Annotated in this window: 16 protein-coding genes; 6 read left to right on the plus strand and 10 right to left on the minus strand. The window is 67.7% G+C overall.

Features of this window, described 5'->3' with window-relative positions:
• Position 1 precedes the first annotated feature (1 nt).
• The 3 genes from BACI349Y_RS12740 to dusB form a co-directional block, all read right to left on the minus strand.
• Positions 2-325: a hypothetical protein gene (locus tag BACI349Y_RS12740; RefSeq protein WP_159632403.1), complete on the minus strand. Its 324-nt coding sequence runs from the start codon at positions 323-325 to the stop codon at positions 2-4.
• Positions 326-441: 116 nt separating this feature from the next.
• Positions 442-1,761 carry a deoxyguanosinetriphosphate triphosphohydrolase gene (locus BACI349Y_RS12745; RefSeq protein WP_442858416.1) on the minus strand — a complete coding sequence of 440 codons (1,320 nt, stop codon included), beginning with the start codon at positions 1,759-1,761 and terminating at the stop codon, positions 442-444.
• A complete protein-coding gene (gene dusB / locus BACI349Y_RS12750; RefSeq protein WP_159632404.1) occupies positions 1,754-2,932 on the minus strand; it encodes a tRNA dihydrouridine synthase DusB in 1,179 nt (392 codons plus the stop codon). Before dusB ends, BACI349Y_RS12745 begins: the two co-directional genes overlap by 8 nt.
• A 132-nt stretch (positions 2,933-3,064) precedes the next feature.
• Between dusB and BACI349Y_RS12755 the strand changes: the two genes are divergently transcribed.
• Positions 3,065-4,276 carry a globin domain-containing protein gene (locus tag BACI349Y_RS12755; RefSeq protein ID WP_159632405.1) on the plus strand — a complete coding sequence of 404 codons (1,212 nt, stop codon included), beginning with the start codon at positions 3,065-3,067 and terminating at the stop codon, positions 4,274-4,276.
• Between the two features lie 48 nt (positions 4,277-4,324).
• Here BACI349Y_RS12755 and BACI349Y_RS12760 read toward each other — a convergent pair whose 3' ends face one another.
• A complete protein-coding gene (locus BACI349Y_RS12760) occupies positions 4,325-5,806 on the minus strand; it encodes a YibE/F family protein (protein ID WP_159632406.1) in 1,482 nt (493 codons plus the stop codon).
• Positions 5,807-5,916: 110 nt separating this feature from the next.
• Between BACI349Y_RS12760 and BACI349Y_RS12765 the strand changes: the two genes are divergently transcribed.
• Together BACI349Y_RS12765 and BACI349Y_RS12770 are read left to right on the plus strand one after the other, a co-directional pair.
• Positions 5,917-6,765 carry an alpha/beta hydrolase gene (locus BACI349Y_RS12765; RefSeq protein ID WP_236560821.1) on the plus strand — a complete coding sequence of 283 codons (849 nt, stop codon included), beginning with the start codon at positions 5,917-5,919 and terminating at the stop codon, positions 6,763-6,765.
• 9 nt (positions 6,766-6,774) lie between these two features.
• The gene (locus BACI349Y_RS12770; RefSeq protein ID WP_159632407.1) at positions 6,775-7,599 is read left to right on the plus strand and encodes a lysophospholipid acyltransferase family protein; all 825 of its coding nucleotides are present in this window, start codon (positions 6,775-6,777) and stop codon (positions 7,597-7,599) included.
• A 79-nt stretch (positions 7,600-7,678) separates the two neighbouring features.
• On the opposite strand, the gene BACI349Y_RS12775 is transcribed toward BACI349Y_RS12770, so the two are convergent.
• The 3 genes from BACI349Y_RS12775 to BACI349Y_RS12785 form a co-directional block, all read right to left on the minus strand.
• Positions 7,679-8,716 (minus strand): GNAT family N-acetyltransferase, encoded by a 1,038-nt coding sequence (locus tag BACI349Y_RS12775; protein WP_159632408.1) that lies wholly within the window; start codon positions 8,714-8,716, stop codon positions 7,679-7,681.
• A gap of 2 nt (positions 8,717-8,718) precedes the next feature.
• A complete protein-coding gene (locus BACI349Y_RS12780; RefSeq protein ID WP_159632409.1) occupies positions 8,719-10,104 on the minus strand; it encodes a glycine--tRNA ligase in 1,386 nt (461 codons plus the stop codon).
• 130 nt (positions 10,105-10,234) lie between these two features.
• Positions 10,235-11,224, minus strand: coding sequence for a DMT family transporter (locus BACI349Y_RS12785; RefSeq protein ID WP_159632410.1), 990 nt, complete (start codon positions 11,222-11,224; stop codon positions 10,235-10,237).
• Between the two features lie 32 nt (positions 11,225-11,256).
• Here BACI349Y_RS12785 and BACI349Y_RS12790 point away from each other — a divergent pair, with 32 nt between their 5' ends.
• Positions 11,257-11,490 (plus strand): RNA-binding S4 domain-containing protein, encoded by a 234-nt coding sequence (locus tag BACI349Y_RS12790; RefSeq protein ID WP_159632411.1) that lies wholly within the window; start codon positions 11,257-11,259, stop codon positions 11,488-11,490.
• Between the two features lie 53 nt (positions 11,491-11,543).
• Here the strand turns inward: BACI349Y_RS12790 and BACI349Y_RS12795 are convergent, their stop codons facing one another.
• On the minus strand, positions 11,544-12,194 hold the full coding sequence (locus tag BACI349Y_RS12795; RefSeq protein ID WP_159632412.1) for an alpha/beta hydrolase: 651 nt from the start codon (positions 12,192-12,194) through the stop codon (positions 11,544-11,546).
• A 77-nt stretch (positions 12,195-12,271) separates the two neighbouring features.
• On the opposite strand from BACI349Y_RS12795, the gene BACI349Y_RS12800 reads away from it, so the two are divergent.
• Entirely contained in the window at positions 12,272-13,141 is an 870-nt protein-coding gene (locus BACI349Y_RS12800) for an SGNH/GDSL hydrolase family protein (protein ID WP_159632413.1), read from the plus strand.
• A gap of 48 nt (positions 13,142-13,189) precedes the next feature.
• The gene (locus tag BACI349Y_RS12805) at positions 13,190-13,771 is read left to right on the plus strand and encodes a hypothetical protein (RefSeq protein ID WP_159632414.1); all 582 of its coding nucleotides are present in this window, start codon (positions 13,190-13,192) and stop codon (positions 13,769-13,771) included.
• 131 nt (positions 13,772-13,902) lie between these two features.
• Here BACI349Y_RS12805 and BACI349Y_RS12810 read toward each other — a convergent pair whose 3' ends face one another.
• Both BACI349Y_RS12810 and mmsB read right to left on the minus strand, forming a co-directional pair.
• Positions 13,903-15,387, minus strand: a complete 1,485-nt coding sequence (locus BACI349Y_RS12810) for a CoA-acylating methylmalonate-semialdehyde dehydrogenase (RefSeq protein ID WP_159632415.1) — start codon at positions 15,385-15,387, stop codon at positions 13,903-13,905.
• Positions 15,388-15,456: 69 nt separating this feature from the next.
• Positions 15,457-16,374: a 3-hydroxyisobutyrate dehydrogenase gene (gene mmsB / locus BACI349Y_RS12815; RefSeq protein ID WP_159632416.1), complete on the minus strand. Its 918-nt coding sequence runs from the start codon at positions 16,372-16,374 to the stop codon at positions 15,457-15,459.
• Positions 16,375-16,462: the final 88 nt, after the last annotated feature.

A 16,462-nucleotide genomic window follows, 5' to 3' on the forward strand; every position in this document is an offset into this window, starting at 1 on the left:
GTCAAGACCCCGAGGACCGGCCGTGGACGGTACCGCCGTTGCCTGGCTGGACCGGCGTGGTGCTGCCGTAATTGCCGTAGCTCTTGGAGCGGCGGGGGCTGCTGTCCTGGTGGGTCCCGTAGTCATCGTCGTCGGAGCGGGCAGGACCGGTTTTAGGGGTGCTTCCCTGCGTGCTGGTGTCCGTGGCGGGAGTGGTCCTGGCGATGACGGACGGCGTTGCGGCGTACACGGCAGCTGCCGCGACCCCGGCAGCGGCGAAGCTGCCCACACCTACGGCCGCGGTGATCCCGGTGGCCAGGCGCTTGCCCCTGCTGCGAGTACTCATGACCAGCTCCCGTTCCTAGCGGCCTGTCTTTCCTCCCATGGTGCGCTTCGTTCCTGTGTAGATGCTTTAAGGAAGCTGTTGATCGGGCGGACGTCCGGGCTGGAGCCAGCGGCGGGTCACCAGAGCGAGGGCAGGCTCCCCACCAGGCGCTCGTACATGGCCAGGGCCGATCCATCGGTGAGTGAGGCCACCTGGTCGATGACCACGCGAAGGCGCGCGCCGTCGTCGTCCGCCGTCCGCCAGTCCGCCGCGAACATCGGCTCCAGGTGCCGGTCACCCGCGGCGCTGAGGGCGGTCACCAGGGCATGGAGCACTTCCCTCTGCCGCTCGTAGATGGGTTGCCGGTGCTCCGTGGTCATCACGAAGGTGGTGGCCAGGCCCTTCATCACCGCGATCTCCATGACGGTTTCGTCGGGAACCATCAGTTCGGCGCTGTAGCGGGTCAGGTTTTCCGGCCCGTAGACGGCGCGGGTGGTTTCCAGGGCACTCTGGCAGAACCGGCCGATCAGCTGGCTGGTCATGTTCTTCAGGGCCGCCATGGATTTGCGGCTGCCGTCGGCCTCGCGCACCCAGACGTCGGTGGCCTCCAGCCGGGCGAGGGCGGCGTCAATCGCGGCGGGGTCGTTGTGCGGCAGGTACCACTGCTTGGCGTAGCCCACCACGCGTGCGCGGTGGTCCGGGTTGTCCATCCAGCGCAGCTGGAAGTGGCCGGCGACGATCGCGTCCTCCACGTCATGGACGGAGTAGGAGATGTCGTCCGCCAGGTCCATGACCTGGGCTTCGAGGCAGGTCCGGCGTTCCGGAGCACCTTCGCGGAGCCAGTTGAAGATGGGGAGATCATCCTCGTAGGCGCCGAACTTGCTGGTCCTCTGCCCGTGGATCACCGGTGCCTCCAGCGCTGACCAGGGGTATTTCGACGCCGCGTCAAGGCTGGCGCGGGTGAGGTTCAGTCCGGCGGGCTGTCCGTCGGCGGTGAGCACCTTGGGTTCGAGCCGGGTGAGCAGCCGGAGGGTCTGGGCGTTGCCTTCGAAGCCGCCGATGGCGTGGGCCACCTCGTTCAGTGCCGATTCGCCGTTGTGGCCGAAGGGCGGGTGGCCGAGGTCGTGGCTGAGGCAGGCGGTGTCCACGACATCCGGATCGCAGCCAAGGGCCCGGCCCAGTTCGCGGCCCACCTGTGCCACTTCCAGGCTGTGGGTGAGGCGGGTGCGGACAAAGTCGTCGGTGTCCGGTGCCACCACCTGGGTTTTGGCGCCCAGCCGGCGCAAGGCGGACGAGTGCAGCACCCGGGCGCGGTCCCGCTCAAAGTCGGAGCGGTACGTGCTCTTGGGCGGTTCCTCCACCCAACGGGCGGAATCGTGCGTGTCGTAGCCCGGCAGCGCCAGGGCTGCGGTGGGGGTGCCCGCGGGCGGGTGTCCGGCCAGGGATGCCTCAGCCACCGGAAACGTCCAGCTCTGCGGCCGCGATGTCCTTGGACTGGTCCTCGTTGAGTGCCCGGGAGTCCAGCCAGTCCTTGGGCAGGGCGGGCCTTTTCGGCGACCCGGCACGGCCGCGGGGGCCCTCGGCGTCCACTCCGGGGTAGGGCGAGTCCAGGTCCAGCTCGGCCAGCGTGTCCCGGAGCACCTCCAGGCTGGTCACCAGCGCCAGCCGGGTGCGCAGTTCCCCTCCCACCACGTAGCCCTTGAAGTACCAGGCGATGTGCTTGCGGATCTCCCGCAGTGCCTTGCCTTCGTCGCCGAAGGTTTCCACCATCAGTTCAGCGTGGCGGTACACGCCTTCGGCCACCTGGCGGAGGTTGGGGCGGTGCCGGACGTCGCTGCCTTCGAACGCGGCCTGCAGGTCGCCGAACAGCCAGGGCCTCCCCTGGCAGCCGCGGCCCACCACCACGCCGTCCACGCCGGTTTCGCGGACCATCCGGACGGCGTCCTCAGCGGACCAGATATCGCCATTGCCCAGCACCGGAATGTCCGGAAGGGCTTCGCGGAGGCGGGCGATGGCGGACCAGTCGGCCTTGCCCGAATAGAACTGCGCGGCCGTCCGGCCGTGGAGCGCGACGGCGGCGACACCGGCGTCGCGGGCGATCCGGCCGGCGTCGAGGTACGTGAGGTGGTCGTCGTCGATCCCCTTGCGCATCTTGATGGTCAGCGGAATGTTGCCCTTGGAGGCTTCCTTGACGGCGGTCTGCACGATCGAGGTGAAGAGATCGATCTTCCAGGGCAGGGCCGAGCCGCCGCCGCGCCGGGTCACCTTGGGGACGGGGCAGCCGAAGTTGAGGTCGATGTGGTCGGCCCGGTCCTCCTCCACGAGCATCCGCACGGCAGCGCCGACCGTGCCGGGGTCCACGCCGTACAGCTGGACGGAGCGGACCTTTTCGTCGTCGTCGTGCGAAATGATGCGGAGGGATTCGGGGGTCCGCTCCACAAGCGCGCGGGAAGTGACCATCTCCGCCACATACATGCCGCCGCCGTACTCACGGCAGAGCCTGCGGAAGGCGGAGTTGGTGATGCCGGCCATGGGAGCCAGGATCACGGGGGTGTCCACCGTGATGGGTCCCAGCTTCAGGGGCGGGAGTTCCAGCTTGGGGGCGGGAGGAGTTGCAGCAACAGTCACCTGTCCATTGTTGCAAAGCCGGGCAAATCGGTGATCCCGTCCAGTGCCAAAGTACCTGTCCCCGGTTTCGGACGGCTGTTAGCGTGGCGCGGGGACGGACAACCAGCCAGGAAGTTTGAAGGAGACTTGCCCATGCTTTCCGACACCGCATACCCCGTGATCCAGGCGACCCTTCCCGTCGTCGGCGAACATATCCAGGAGATCGCCTCCCGTTTCTACAAGCACATGTTCGGCGAACACCCCGAACTGCTCAACGGCCTGTTCAACCGCGGCAACCAGGCCGATGGCCGGCAGCAGCAGGCGCTGGCCGGTTCCGTTGCCGCGTTCGCCGGCTTCCTGGTCAACGACCCCACCCACCTGCCGGACCACCTGCTGTCCCGTATTTCGCACAAGCACGTCTCCCTGGGCCTGAGTCCTGAGCAGTACCAGGTGGTGCACGACAACCTGATGTGGGCCATTGTGGATGTCCTGGGCGACGCCGTGACCCCTGAGGTGGCCGCGGCCTGGGACGAGGTCTACTGGCTCATGGCCAACATGCTCATCAACAAGGAACGCGGGCTCTATGACGCAGTCCGGCTGAGCCCGGAAACTGTCTGGCGCACCTGGCGGGTGGCCGAAAAGATCCAGGAAACCGACGACGTTGTCAGTTTCGTGGTGGAGCGGACCGACGAGAGGGAGGTCAAGCCGTCGCTGCCGGGACAGTACGTCACCATCCGCATGCAGATGCCCGACGGCGTCCTGCAGCCGCGCCAGTACAGCCTCACCCAGGCCGACGACGGCCAGCACCGGCGGTTCGCCGTCAAGCGCGTGCGCACCGAGGGTGCGCCGGACGGTGAGATGTCCAGCCTCCTGCACGACCACGTCAATGTGGGCGACGAGGTCACCCTCTCCGCGCCCTTTGGCGATGTGGTGCTGGAATACACTGACCGGCCCGTGGTGCTGGCAAGCGCGGGCATCGGAGTCACGCCCATGGCCGGCATGCTGTCCCACCTGGTCAAGTCCGGTTCGCAGCGGAAGGTCCTGTTCCTGCACGCGGACGACTCCCCTGCCTCCTTTGCATTGCGGAAACAGGTGACGGCCGACCTCGCCGCGCTCCCTGATGCTTCCCTCCATACCTGGTTCCTCAACGCGGACAGCGGGGGCTCTTCGGCCGACGGCAGCGTGCATTCCGGATTCATGAACATCAAGGACGTCCAGTTGCCGTCCGACGGCGAGTATTACCTCTGCGGCCCCATGCCCTTCATGCAGGCAGTGCGGACGGCCCTGGTGGGCGCAGGCGTGCGGGCGAAGGACATCCAGTACGAAGTCTTCGGTCCGGACCTTTGGCTGGCCGACTACCAGTAACCCGCCGGAGGCAGTGAGCGCAGGTCCAGCCTTGGGTTTGGACGCAGGTCAGCCGCGGTCCGCCCGCCGGCCCCGGCGGGTGCCGGCCTCTTCCGTGGGCAGGACGCCGGGTTCGACGGCGGTGCGCCGGCTGCGTTCCTCAAGGGCGGCTGCGGCGAGCGCCCCGGTGTCCGCGACGTCGTCCGCGTGGCTGTGCCCGGCGTCGTGCGTTCCGTCCCCAGGCCCGGCGATTGGTGCCTGCACGCCGCCTGCCTTGATGCCTGTTGCCTTGACCACGAGGACGGCGATCAGGGTGGTCACCGGGATGGCCAGGACAAGTCCGATGGATCCCACGAGCGTCCGGATGACCTCCTCGGAGAGCTCGGCGCTGGTGAGGGTGTCCATGAGTGGCCGGTCGTAGAGCATGACGATGATCAGGATGGGCAGTGCGGCACCGGCGTAGGCGAAGGCGATGGTGTAAACGGTGGAGGCAATGTGGTCGCGGCCGATCCGCATGGCGGACGTGAACAGCTTGCGGGCGCTGCTGGCCGGTGCCAGTTCGTAAAGCTCCCACACGGCCGAAGACTGGGTGATGGTGACATCGTTCAGGACGCCCAGGCCGGAAATGATGAGCCCGCACAGGATGACGCCGGAGATGGAGATGTTCGACGACGTGTTCACCAGGGTGGCGGCGTCGTGGCTGCCCACGCCGGCGAGGTTGGCGGCGTCGGTGGCCCAGGCCGCCAGGAGGGCCGTGATGGCCAGGCCGAAAATGGTGCCCAGCAGCGCCGTCGACGTGCGTGCGGAGAACCCGTGGGCGAAGTAGAGCACCCCGATCATGATCACCGTGGAGCCCACCAGCGCCAGCAGGAGCGGCGGTTTGCCTTCCACCAGGCCCGGGAGCAGGAAGTTCGCCAGTACGAAGTATGCGCCCACCAGGCCGATCAGGGCCCGGAGCCCCCGCCACCTGGCGACGGCGATGACCACCACGGCGTAGAGGACGGCGAGCAGGACAATGGGCATGGTCCGGACGAAGTCCACGAAGATGTAAGCCGGGGACCCCTGCGACCCGGTGGCGCCCTGGGCGTTTGAAAGGTTCAGGTACCGGATCTGGTCGCCGGGTTTGACCCCGTGGGATGCGGCCACGTCAGGGTTGATGACCACCTTTACCGGGCTGCCGCCCTTGTCCGGTTCGGTGAAGGCGAAGGTGCAGTCCGAACCTTGGCCTGGCGCCTGCTGCGGGGCCTTCTGGGCGGGTTGCTGCTGGCCTGTTGGCTGCTGGCCGGTGTCCTGCTGCCCGCTCCCCTGCTGGTTTGTTCCCTGCTGGTTTGTTCCCTGCTGGCCGGTGTCCTGCATGCAGTTCCCGGTGACCACGTTCTGGATGGTGCCGGTATCGAAGGTGACCCCGGGGGCCGTGGAGTACGGGTTGGCCAGCGAGACCCCCTCCTTGCTGCCGGACGGCCACAGCGCGGCCATCCCTGCCAGGGTCAGCAGCGCCAACGGAATGAGCACCGCAGCCAGGATGCGGTTCGCCTTGCTGCGGGCAGCCATCGCCTGGGGCGTCGGCTCCGAATGATCCAATGAAGCGTGGGAGTGACCGGCGCCCATCAGCAGTACAACCTCATGGTTGAACTCTACGTGCGGCGCCTTAGGGTTTATAAATGGACCATCGGGATGGGGAGGAACCAGTCATGGACAACCGTGGTGCACAGGGGGCCGGCAGCAGGGGAACCGGTATTAATGGGGCCGGGACCGGTACTAACGGGACACCGGACAGCGGCGCGGTGCGGGCCGGGCAGGCGCCCCTTCTTCCCGCCCACCGGCCAGTGCTGAGCGTCCTGGAAGCATCCGGCAGCACCAAAGGCGTGGTCCTGGTCCTGCACGGCGGCAAGGCCCACAGCCGGGAACCGGTGGAGGCACGGCACCTGAGCCCGGCCAGGATGATTCCTTTCGCCAGGCACCTGCACCGTGCCGGCCGGAAACACGGACTGGCCGTCTGGTCCCTGCGCAACAGCGTCCGCGGCTGGAACGGCCCGGACATGTCCCCGCTGCAGGACGCCCGGTGGGCCCTGCAGCAGATCGCGGAACGCCACCCCGACGTTCCCGTTTTCCTGCTGGGACACTCCATGGGCGGGCTGACCGCCATGTGCGCGGCAGACCATCCGCAGGTGGAGGCCGTGGTGGCGCTGGCGCCCTGGCTGGGCCCGGAAACCCCGGCGGACAGGGTCACCGGCAGGAAAGTCCTCATCATCCACGGCACCACCGACCACATGACCAGCCCCTCACAGTCGCTCGCCTTCGCCCGCCGGGCTTCCGCTGACGCCGCGAGCATGCAGTACGTCTCACTCAAGGGCGTGGGGCACTTCATGCTGCGGAAGGTCCGCGTGTGGCAGACGTTGGCCACCGGGTTCGTCATCAAATCCTTCGCCGAGAGCACGGGCGCCGGCGTCCAGCCGTCCCGTGCCTTCACGGATCTGCTTCCCGAGTCCTCCGTCCACGTCACCCTGTAGGCCGGAGCCGTGCCCTGGCGTCCCCCGGCCAACGACCACTTCTACCGCCTGATCGTCCGCACCGGCCAGTTCCTGCGCTGGGCCCTGCAACTGGACATTCAAGCCACCGGCCTGGAGCACCTGCCTGCCCAGGGACCGGCCCGCGGTCCCTCCCGGAAGGCCGTCCGCGGGCACGGCGCGGTGTTCGCCGTGACGCACTTCGGCTACGTGGATTTTGCGGTCGTCGAACTGCTCCTGTGGCGCCGCAGCCGGGCCCAGTTGCGGTTCCTGGTCCACCAGGGCGCGGCGGACCACTGGCTGGCGGGGCCCGCCATCAGCGCCAGCGGCCATGTGGTGGTGGGATATACCGGCCGCGCAGATGCTTATGCCGCTGCCGTGGCCAGGCTGCGGGAAGGCGAATACCTGGCGGTGTTCCCCGAGGCTGGGGTCAGCAGGAGCTTCACCGTCCGCGAATGCCGCACGGGGGCTGTCCGGATGGCGGCGGAGGCGGGGGTTCCGGTCATTCCGGTATCCATCTGGGGCGCCCACCGTATCCTGACCCGGGGTCACGGCTTCTCCTTCCGCCGCAGCTGGCGGGCACCGGTGCGGGTCCATGTGGACGAGCCGGTGGTATTTCCGGCCGGCGTTGACGTTGAGGCGGCAACGGAAACTTTGCGCGGCACGCTGCAGGCGGGAATCGACCGCTGCATCGCCGGCTTTCCGCTCCGGCCGGAACCCGGGGCATGGTGGATGCCGGCACGGCTGGGCGGCGGTGCACCAACTGACGCCGAACGGCAGCTGCTGGACGCTTCCGACGCAGCCGCGGGCCGCCGTCGTGCTCCCCGCGGAAAGTAGCCGTCCAAGTAGGTAGCGCCAAGTGTCGTTTTGAGGGGTCAAAACGACACTTGGCGCTACCCAGTTGGGGCGGGGCTGGTTAGTCGGAGACCACCAGGGTCTCCGCGCCCGCCAGGCGGGCTTTGCCGCTCTCCAGGAGGGGCTCGACGGCGGCGCGCAGAGCCGTCATGGAATCGTCCAGTTCCAGCATGACCGGGTGCTGGTAGGCGATCAGGGCGAGCATGTCCCGTACCGCCTCGGCGGCATCGTCAGCATCGAGCGAGGGCTCGTGGCCAACGAAAACGTCCGTGGGCGTGTCCACGCCCGGGCCCACCTCCGCGTTGGGTGCGTCGTCGGGCCCGGCGGGGGCGGCGTAGCTGACCGCGAACGCCCGGATGCGGCCCTTCTTGCTGGGTGCCACACCCTGGCCGAACGCGGATTCCGGCTGGGCGCGGAGCACGATGGCACCGTGCGCACCGGTGAGCTCGTCCAGGAAGAGCTTCTGCACCTGGCCCACGGAGAGGACCCCCGGGGAGTCCCAGCCGTGGATGGAGGTGTAGTAGCGGCCCACCACGTCAGTCAGCTCCACCGAGCCGGTGGCCAGGTCCATGACGATGTCCGAACCGGCGTTCTCACCGTCGATGGGGCGGCCGCCGTGGTCCTTGTCCGGGAACACGGGCAGCCGGAGGGCTCCCGGCTCCACGATGACCAGCCGGGAACGCTGGATGGGTGCCAGCCCGGCGGCTTCGGCGAAAGCGGCGCCGGGGCTGCCCGGCTCTACCTTGGCGCGGAGCTTGGAAACCCCCGACGGCGCGTTCCCGGCCTCGCGGCGCAGCATGGCCAGGAGGGTGGCACCGATGCCGTTGCGGCGGTGGTCCCGCGCGACTTCAACGTACGTCCACAGGCGTTCCGGGTGCAGGGAGGCTTCATAAACGACCCCGGCTGCGACGGGGATGCCGACGCCGTCAACAACGTCTTCGGCCACGATGCAGCGGCGCCACGGGGTGCCGTTCCCTCCGTTGGAGGACACGGCGAGGGCGCCGCGGAACTGGCGGGCCTGCGCGGTCTCCGGACCGCCCCAGATTTCCAGCAGGGCAAGGTCGTCGCCGTCCCGCCATTCGCGGTATTCGATGGCCATGCTCAGGCGCCGATCAGCCGTGCCGCCAGGTAGCCTTCCACCTTGTCCAGGGAGACGCGTTCCTGGCTCATGGTGTCCCGCTCGCGGATGGTGACGGCCTGGTCCTCGAGGGTATCGAAGTCCACGGTGATGCAGAACGGGGTGCCGATCTCGTCCTGGCGGCGGTAGCGGCGGCCGATTGCGCCGGCGTCGTCGAAGTCGATGTTCCAGTTCTTCCGCAGCTGCGCGCCCAGGGCCTTGGCCTTCGGGGACAGGTCCTCATTGCGGCTCAGCGGCAGCACGGCGGCCTTGACCGGCGCCAGGCGCGGGTCCAGCTTCAGTACCGTGCGCACGTCCACGCCGCCCTTGGCGTTGGGGGCCTCGTCCTCGGTGTAGGCGTCCACCAGGAACGCCATGAAGGAACGGGTCAGGCCGGCCGCGGGCTCGATGACGTACGGGGTGTAGCGCTCGTTGGTGGCCTGGTTGAAGTAGCTCAGGTCCGTGCCGGAGGCCTTGGCGTGGGTGGAGAGGTCGAAGTCGGTGCGGTTGGCGATGCCTTCCAGCTCGCCCCACTCCGAGCCCTGGAAACCGAAGCGGTACTCGATGTCCGTGGTGCCCTTGGAGTAGTGGCTGAGCTTTTCCTTGGGGTGTTCGAAGAAGCGCAGGTTCTCCTCGCGGATGCCCAGGCCGGTGTACCAGGCCATGCGCTCGTTCATCCAGTACTTGTGCCATTCCTCATCGGTGCCGGGCTCGACGAAGAACTCCATCTCCATCTGCTCGAACTCGCGGGTGCGGAAGATGAAGTTGCCGGGGGTGATCTCGTTGCGGAACGACTTGCCGATCTGGCCGATGCCGAACGGCGGCTTCTTCCGGGAGGTGGTGAGCACGTTGTTGAAGTTCACGAAGATGCCCTGCGCCGTTTCGGGCCGCAGGTAGTGCAGGCCCTCTTCGCTGGCCACCGGGCCAAGGTAGGTCTTGAGCAGGCCGGAGAACTCCTGCGGCTCGGTCCACTGGCCGCGGGTGCCGCAGTTGGCGCAGGCGATGTCCTTCAGGCCGTTCTCGGCGGGGCGGCCCTTCTTTTCCTCGTATTCTTCCTCGAGGTGGTCGGCCCGGTAGCGCTTGTGGCAGGACAGGCATTCCACCAAGGGGTCGGAGAAGACCTCAACGTGGCCGGATGCTTCCCATACCTGGCGGGGCAGGATCACGGAGGAGTCCAGGCCCACCACGTCCTCGCGGCCGCGGACCACGGACTGCCACCACTGGCGCTTGATGTTTTCCTTCAGCTCGGCACCGAGGGGGCCGTAATCCCAGGCAGAGCGCGAACCGCCGTAGATCTCACCGGCCTGGAACACGAAGCCCCTCCGCTTGGAGAGGGAAATGACCTGGTCGAGGACGGATTTTGCTGCCATGGGGTAACTCCAATTTCTACAGGGCCGCTGGGTGCGGTCCGCGGGTTGTCAGGCCCGGCGCTGCCTTGCACCTGGGGCGCAGGGCAGCGGGTCGGGGCGGATGAAGGAAGATCGTGGAAAAGCTTGTGTCCTAGCGTACCGGCCGCTGCCTGCGCAGCGCGCCCCGGGGCCACGGCAGGGTGGCCAGGACAATGGCGCCGAGCGTGAGCAGGGTTCCCAGCACGGTGGCCGGCGCCACGACGGTGCCCGGGGCGGGCAGCGCCAGGTCCAGGGCCAGCGAGCCGAGCAGTTGGCCCGCGATCATGCCCAGCCCGGTGACCAGTACGCCCAGGCTGCGGACCAGGAGGGCGCCCAGCCCAATGAAGACGCAGCCCATGGGTCCGCCCAGGTAGTACCACCATTCCCCCGGCAGCGGGTTGGCGGGGCCGGCCACCGCGAGCTTCACGGCCAACGCGACCCAGAGCACGGTGCAGCCGGCCACGAAGTTGACCAACGTCGCGGCAATGGGAGTGCCGTAGTGGAGGGTGGCGGTGCCGTTCATGGCCTGCTGGAAGCTCATGAGGAACCCCGCCGCCACGGGCAGCAGGATGGGAAGCAGCAACCCGGCGGCCCCGTCCCCTGAGCCTCCGCTGCTGAACCGGGGCGACACCGCCCAGGCGACGGCGGCGATGGTCAGGATGCAGCCAATGATGCGGATGCCGGTGACGGATTTTTTTCCAGCCGGCCCGATTCCCAGCCGGTCCACCAGCAGGCCGCTGACAGTCTGTCCGGTGACGGTGGCCACGGTGAACAGGGCCACACCGAGGATGCCCACGGTGAAGGACTGGGCAAAGACGAACAATGCACCGATGGCACCGGCCACCACGTAGATGCGGGGAAAGGCACGGTTGCGGACCGCCGGGATGATGGCGGCCAGGCCTGCCCGTCCCCGCGGCAGGACCAGGGAAATGACGATCATGACCAGCAGGCCTGTGCTGAAGCTCACGGCTGCCGCGGCGATTCCGTCATTGAGGCGGGCGCCCAGCGCCCCGTTGATGCGGCCCTGGACGGGGATGGCCAGGCCGGAACCCACGGCCAGGGGCAGGCCTGCAAGTGCCGGCAGGCGTGAAGGGGAGGTCATTGAATCCACCTTAGTTCAGGCATTATTGCTCTATGAGCAACCCCATTGAGGACGTCCCCATCCGCGACAGCATGATCCGGCTTGGCCAGCTGCTGAAGCTCGCCAACCTCGTTGAGGACGGGGTGGAGGCCGCTGAGCTCATCAAGAACGGCCTGGTCAAGGTCAACGGCGAGATCGATGACCGCCGTGGCCGCCAGCTGCACAACGGAGACACCGTCACGGTCAACGGCCAGAGCGTCCGGGTGGTCGCGCCCAACGCTGACTGACGGCGCCGGCCGGGCGCCCGGGACGCCCAAGCCGCCGCGCGCCGTCGTACGTCCTATTTGTTGAGCACTTCGTGGGTGAGGAACTCCCCCACGTGCCCGATCTCCTGCTGGTTGATGCCGTGCCACATGCCGGTGTAGAGCACCTTGGTGAGCTTGACGTGCTTGCGCACCCAGCCCATGGTGAACTCGATTTTGTCCTGGGTGATCACGGGGTCCTGCTGGTCCCGGCCCCAGAACATGGGCACGGTTCCGTCCAGCTCGGCGTCCTTGAACGTGGGGTCATCGCCGGCGTCCACCACGAAGCCTGACAGTCCGACGACGGCGGCGAAGTCCGTGGGCCGCTGGCGCAGGAGCGTGGTGGCCATCGCCATGCCCATGGAGAAACCCAGCAGGGTGACGGACGGATGCCCCACCCGGATGGTGTCGATCCACTCCAGCACGTAGGCCGAAGCCTTCTTGACCCGTTCCAGCGAGTACTCGATCGAGGCCGTCAGCGGGAACCAGGTGAAGCCGGGGCCCATGGCGATCGGCGCCCGCAGCGACGCTACGGCGAAGTCCCCGGGCAGCAGGTCGGCCAGGCTGAGCAGGTCCCGCTCATTGGCGCCGTAGCCGTGGAGCAGCACCAGCAGCGGCTTGCCGGCGCGCTGGTCTTCCGGATGGGACCACAGGACAACGGGGGCAGGAAATACTTCGGCGTCAGTCATGGTTTCCATTCTTACAGTTACCGGAAAGTAACAACCTACGTTCGCGTAGGCAGCAAGACGGAAGGCAGGATAGGACCGTGACTGACGCAAGTGCCATCCAGACCCCGTCCGCGCACCCCGGTTCCCACCCCTGGACCCGGTATGTGGCGATGGGCGACTCCTTTACCGAGGGCATCGGCGACCCCGAACCCTCAAGCCCCGGCGGCCACCGCGGCTGGGCCGACCGCGTTGCCGAAGAGCTGGGCCGCACCCAGCCGGATTTCGCATACGCCAACCTTGCCGTCCGCGGCAGGCTGCTGCAGCAGATCGTGGACCAGCAGCTGGCCCCGGCCCTGGAGCTGAAGCCGGACCTGGTCACCCTCTCCGCCGGCGGGAACGATCTCATCCGCCCCGGCGGCGATCCTGATGCCCTGGCCGAGAAACTCGACTCCGTAGTCCAGATCCTGTCCATGGGCGGCGCCACGGTGGTGCTGTTCAACGGGCCGGACACGGGTTCCTCCGTGCTGGGCAGGATCCGCAGCAAGGTGGCCATCTACAACGAGAACCTGCGGACGGTGGCAGCCCGGCATGACGCGGTCATCGCGGACATGTGGTCGCTGCGGCAGCTGAGCGACCCGCAGATGTGGGACCAGGACCGCCTGCACTTCTCCCCCTTGGGGCACCACACGATTGCCGCCATGGTGCTGGACGCGCTGAACGTTCAGCATTCGCTGGAACCGCTGCAGCCCAAGCCTCTGCCGCCGCGCACGTGGCGGGAGGCCCGGAGCGGGGACTTCGTGTGGGCACGCGAATATTTCGTGCCGTGGGTGCTGCGCCGGCTGCGGCGCCAGTCCTCGGGTGACGGCGTCATGGCAAAGCGGCCGACGCCGGGTCCCATCTTTGGCCCGGGCGTCCCGTTGGGTTCCGGCGAGGGTCCGTTGGGAACCTCGGAACCCAGCCGCCGGTAACGCTTCCGGGGTTAGGCTGGAAGGACAACACTCGAGAGGCGCGGCACCGTGAGCAGCTTGTTTTTCTGGATCATTATCCTGTCCTTCGTTGTCCCCATGGCCATGCGGGCGTACCGGCGATCCATGGCACGGCGGGACCGGGGCCAGGGCTTGCCCGGCCAGTTTCCAGGTCCGAACCAGTTCCCTGGTTCCAACCAGTTCCCGGGCTATGGCCAGTTCCCCGGTTCCGCCGGGCCGCAGAGCAACCAGCCGCGGGACGGGTACACCCAGCAGGACTACTTCTCCGGCGGCTTCGGCCGGCCCGGGCAGCCGGGCCAGCCGCCCGTGCCGTACCAGTACGGGCAGCCGCCCATGACGGACCCCCGTCACGGCGCTGGGTCGCAGGGCTTCGGGCAGGAACCGCCGTTCCAGCAGCAGCCCCAGCAGCCGCCCTACCAGCAGCAGGCGTACCAAGCGCCCTACCAGCAGCAGGGACCGGAGCAGTCTTCCGGACCCGCCACTCCCCCGCCACCCTCAGGCCCGCAAGGATACCGGGCGCGGAAACTCGCGGAGCTGGACCAGCAGTACAGCAACGGTGAGCTGTCCATGGAGGAGTACATGAAGCGCCGCGGCGACATCATGAACGGCTAGCCGCCCTGGTGCTTAGCAGCCCCTGCACACAACAGGCCGGGGACCGAATGACGGTCCCCGGCCTGTTGTTTCTTAACCCGGTCTGGTGTTGTTTAATCCGCGTGCCAGGTGGTGGTGCTTAATCCACTTGCCTAGTCCACTTGCGGGAAGCCCAGGTCGATCACGGAGGTGGAGGGGTCCGGCCAGCGGGTGGTCACCACTTTGCCGCGGGTGTAGAACCGGATGCTGTCGGGCCCGTACATGTGGGTGTCGCCGAACAGCGAGTTCTTCCAGCCGCCGAACGAGAACGTGCCCACCGGGACCGGGATGGGGACGTTGACGCCCACCATGCCTGCCTCAACGTCGAACTCGAACTGCCGCGCCGCCCCGCCGTCGCGGGTGAAGATGGCCGTGCCGTTGCCGAACTGGTTGTCATTGACCAGCTGCACCGCGTCGCTGTAGGTATCGACCCGGACCACGGACAGGACGGGGCCGAAAATCTCGTCGTCGTACACCTTCATGCCCGGCTTGACGTGGTCCACCAGGCTGACCCCAATGAAGAACCCGTCGGAGTCGAACTGCTGGGAGCGGCCGTCCACCACTACGGTGGCCCCTTCGCCTTCGGCACCTGAAACGTAAGATGCCACCCGGTCGCGGTGCTCCGCGGTGATCAGGGGACCCATCTGCGAGGCGGGGTCGGTTCCCGCACCGATCTTCAGGTCTGCCATGCGGCTGGATATCGCCTTCACCAGGTCGTCGGCGATGTTGCCCACGGCCACCAGGACGCTGACGGCCATGCAGCGTTCACCGGCGGAACCGTAGGCGGCGGAAACCGCCGCGTCGGCAGCCATGTCCAGGTCGGCGTCGGGAAGCACCACCATGTGGTTCTTCGCGCCGCCCAGGGCCTGCACCCGCTTGCCGTGCTCAGCTGCCCGCTTGTAGATGGACTGGGCCACGGGGGTGGAGCCCACGAAGCTGACTGCCTTCACCTCAGGGTGCTCGAGCAGGACGTCGACCGCTTCCTTGTTCCCCTGGACCACGTTCAGGACCCCGGCCGGCAGGCCCGCCTCGGCGAAGGCCTCTGCGATGAAGACGGCCGCCGACGGATCCTTCTCACTGGGCTTCAGCAGCACCGTGTTGCCGCACGCCAGGGCGCTCCCGATCATCCACAGCGGCACCATGGCCGGGAAGTTGAACGGGGTAATGCACGCCACCACGCCCACCGGCTGGCGGACGGAGTGCACGTCGATGCCGCTGGAGACCTGCTCCGAGCGTTCGCCTTTGAGCATGTGGGACAGGCCTGTGGCGAAGTCGATGTTCTCCAGGCCGCGGGCAATTTCACCTTCGGCGTCGGAGAGGACCTTGCCGTGCTCGCTGGTGAGGATCGCCGCGAGCTCGGACTTTCGCTCGGTGAGGATCTCGCGGACCTTGAAGAAGATGGTGGTGCGCTTGGCCAGGCTGGTGGCCCGCCAGGCCGGCAGCGCGGCGCGGGCTGCGGCGATGGCTTCCTCTGTCCGTGCCGCCGAGGCGAGCGCCACCTGCTTCTCCTGCTGGCCGGTGGCGGGATTGAAGACCGGACCGAAGCGGTCGGCATCGGTGACGCGGGCGCCGTTGATGTAGTGCGGAATGGTTTCCAAGGGTGTCTCTTTTCCTGCGGTTCTTGCGGCGTGGTTGGTTGGACTGCGTGTCTGCGTTGGACGGCGCGGTTAGTTGGACGGCGTCCCGTCGGCGGGCTGGAGCGAGCCGTCCACGAGCTTGATGATCATGGAGCAGTCCTTGCCCGCATCACCGGCGTCGATAAGCCGCTGGAAGAGCTGCTGCACATGTTTGCCAATTTCCAGCGGCGTGCCGGTGTCCTCGGCGGCGCTGATGGCCAGGCCGATGTCCTTGTTCGCGAGCTCGGTGGTGAACGTCGGTGCGAAGTCGTTGTTGGAGGCCGCGGTGGGAACCACGCCGGGGACCGGGTACCAGGTCCGCAGCGCCCAGGAGTCCCCCGACGAGACCGAGGCGATGTTCCAGAAGACCTGCTTGTCCAGGCCCAGCCGGTCAGCCAGGACAGCACCCTCCGCGGTGGAGGCGAGGTTGATGAAGAGCATCAGGTTGTTGCAGATCTTGGCTGCCTGGCCCGTGGTGGGGCCACCCGTGGGAATGATATTTCCGGACATGGGCCCGATGTAGCCCGAGGCGTCTTTGACGGCACCCTCTTCACCGCCCACCATGAACGTCAGGGTTCCGGCCTCGGCGCCGCTCATTCCGCCGGACACCGGGGCGTCCACGAAGCGGAAGCCGGCGGCAGCAGCGGCGTCGTGCAGTTCCTGCGCGGAGGCGATGTCGATGGTGGAGGAGTCGATGAGCAGCGTGCGGGTATCCGCATGCTTCAGAACACCGTCCTCCCCAAGGTAGACGGCGCGGGCGTGTTCACCCTTGGGCAGCATGGTGAACACGGCGTCCGCGCCGTCCACCGCTTCGGCGATGCTGGCTGCACGCTTGACGCCGCCTGCCTCGGCGGCTGCCAGTGCCGCGGGGTTAAGGTCGAAGCCGCGCACATCGTGCCCGGCCTTCACCAGGTTCACCGACATGTGGCCGCCCATGTTGCCCAGGCCGATCCATCCGATAACTGCCATGCGTAAGCTCCTTTGCTTCCATTCCGGCGTTACTGCCGGCATGTCTGTGTCTACGATCACACCCTGCTAGAGTGCAATCAAGGGGAAA

It is taken from the genome of Arthrobacter sp. 8AJ (assembly GCF_902506025.1).
Lineage (GTDB): Bacteria > Actinomycetota > Actinomycetes > Actinomycetales > Micrococcaceae > Arthrobacter.

Coding starts and splice junctions, on each gene's coding strand:
- BACI349Y_RS12740 (WP_159632403.1), bottom strand. CDS start 325: ATGAGTACTCGCAGCAGGGGCAAGCGCCTGGCCACCGGGATCACCGCG.
- BACI349Y_RS12755 (WP_159632405.1), top strand. CDS start 3,065: ATGCTTTCCGACACCGCATACCCCGTGATCCAGGCGACCCTTCCCGTC.
- BACI349Y_RS12760 (WP_159632406.1), bottom strand. CDS start 5,806: ATGGCTGCCCGCAGCAAGGCGAACCGCATCCTGGCTGCGGTGCTCATT.
- BACI349Y_RS12765 (WP_236560821.1), top strand. CDS start 5,917: ATGGACCATCGGGATGGGGAGGAACCAGTCATGGACAACCGTGGTGCA.
- BACI349Y_RS12775 (WP_159632408.1), bottom strand. CDS start 8,716: ATGGCCATCGAATACCGCGAATGGCGGGACGGCGACGACCTTGCCCTG.
- BACI349Y_RS12780 (WP_159632409.1), bottom strand. CDS start 10,104: ATGGCAGCAAAATCCGTCCTCGACCAGGTCATTTCCCTCTCCAAGCGG.
- BACI349Y_RS12785 (WP_159632410.1), bottom strand. CDS start 11,224: ATGACCTCCCCTTCACGCCTGCCGGCACTTGCAGGCCTGCCCCTGGCC.
- BACI349Y_RS12790 (WP_159632411.1), top strand. CDS start 11,257: ATGAGCAACCCCATTGAGGACGTCCCCATCCGCGACAGCATGATCCGG.
- BACI349Y_RS12795 (WP_159632412.1), bottom strand. CDS start 12,194: ATGACTGACGCCGAAGTATTTCCTGCCCCCGTTGTCCTGTGGTCCCAT.
- mmsB (WP_159632416.1), bottom strand. CDS start 16,374: ATGGCAGTTATCGGATGGATCGGCCTGGGCAACATGGGCGGCCACATG.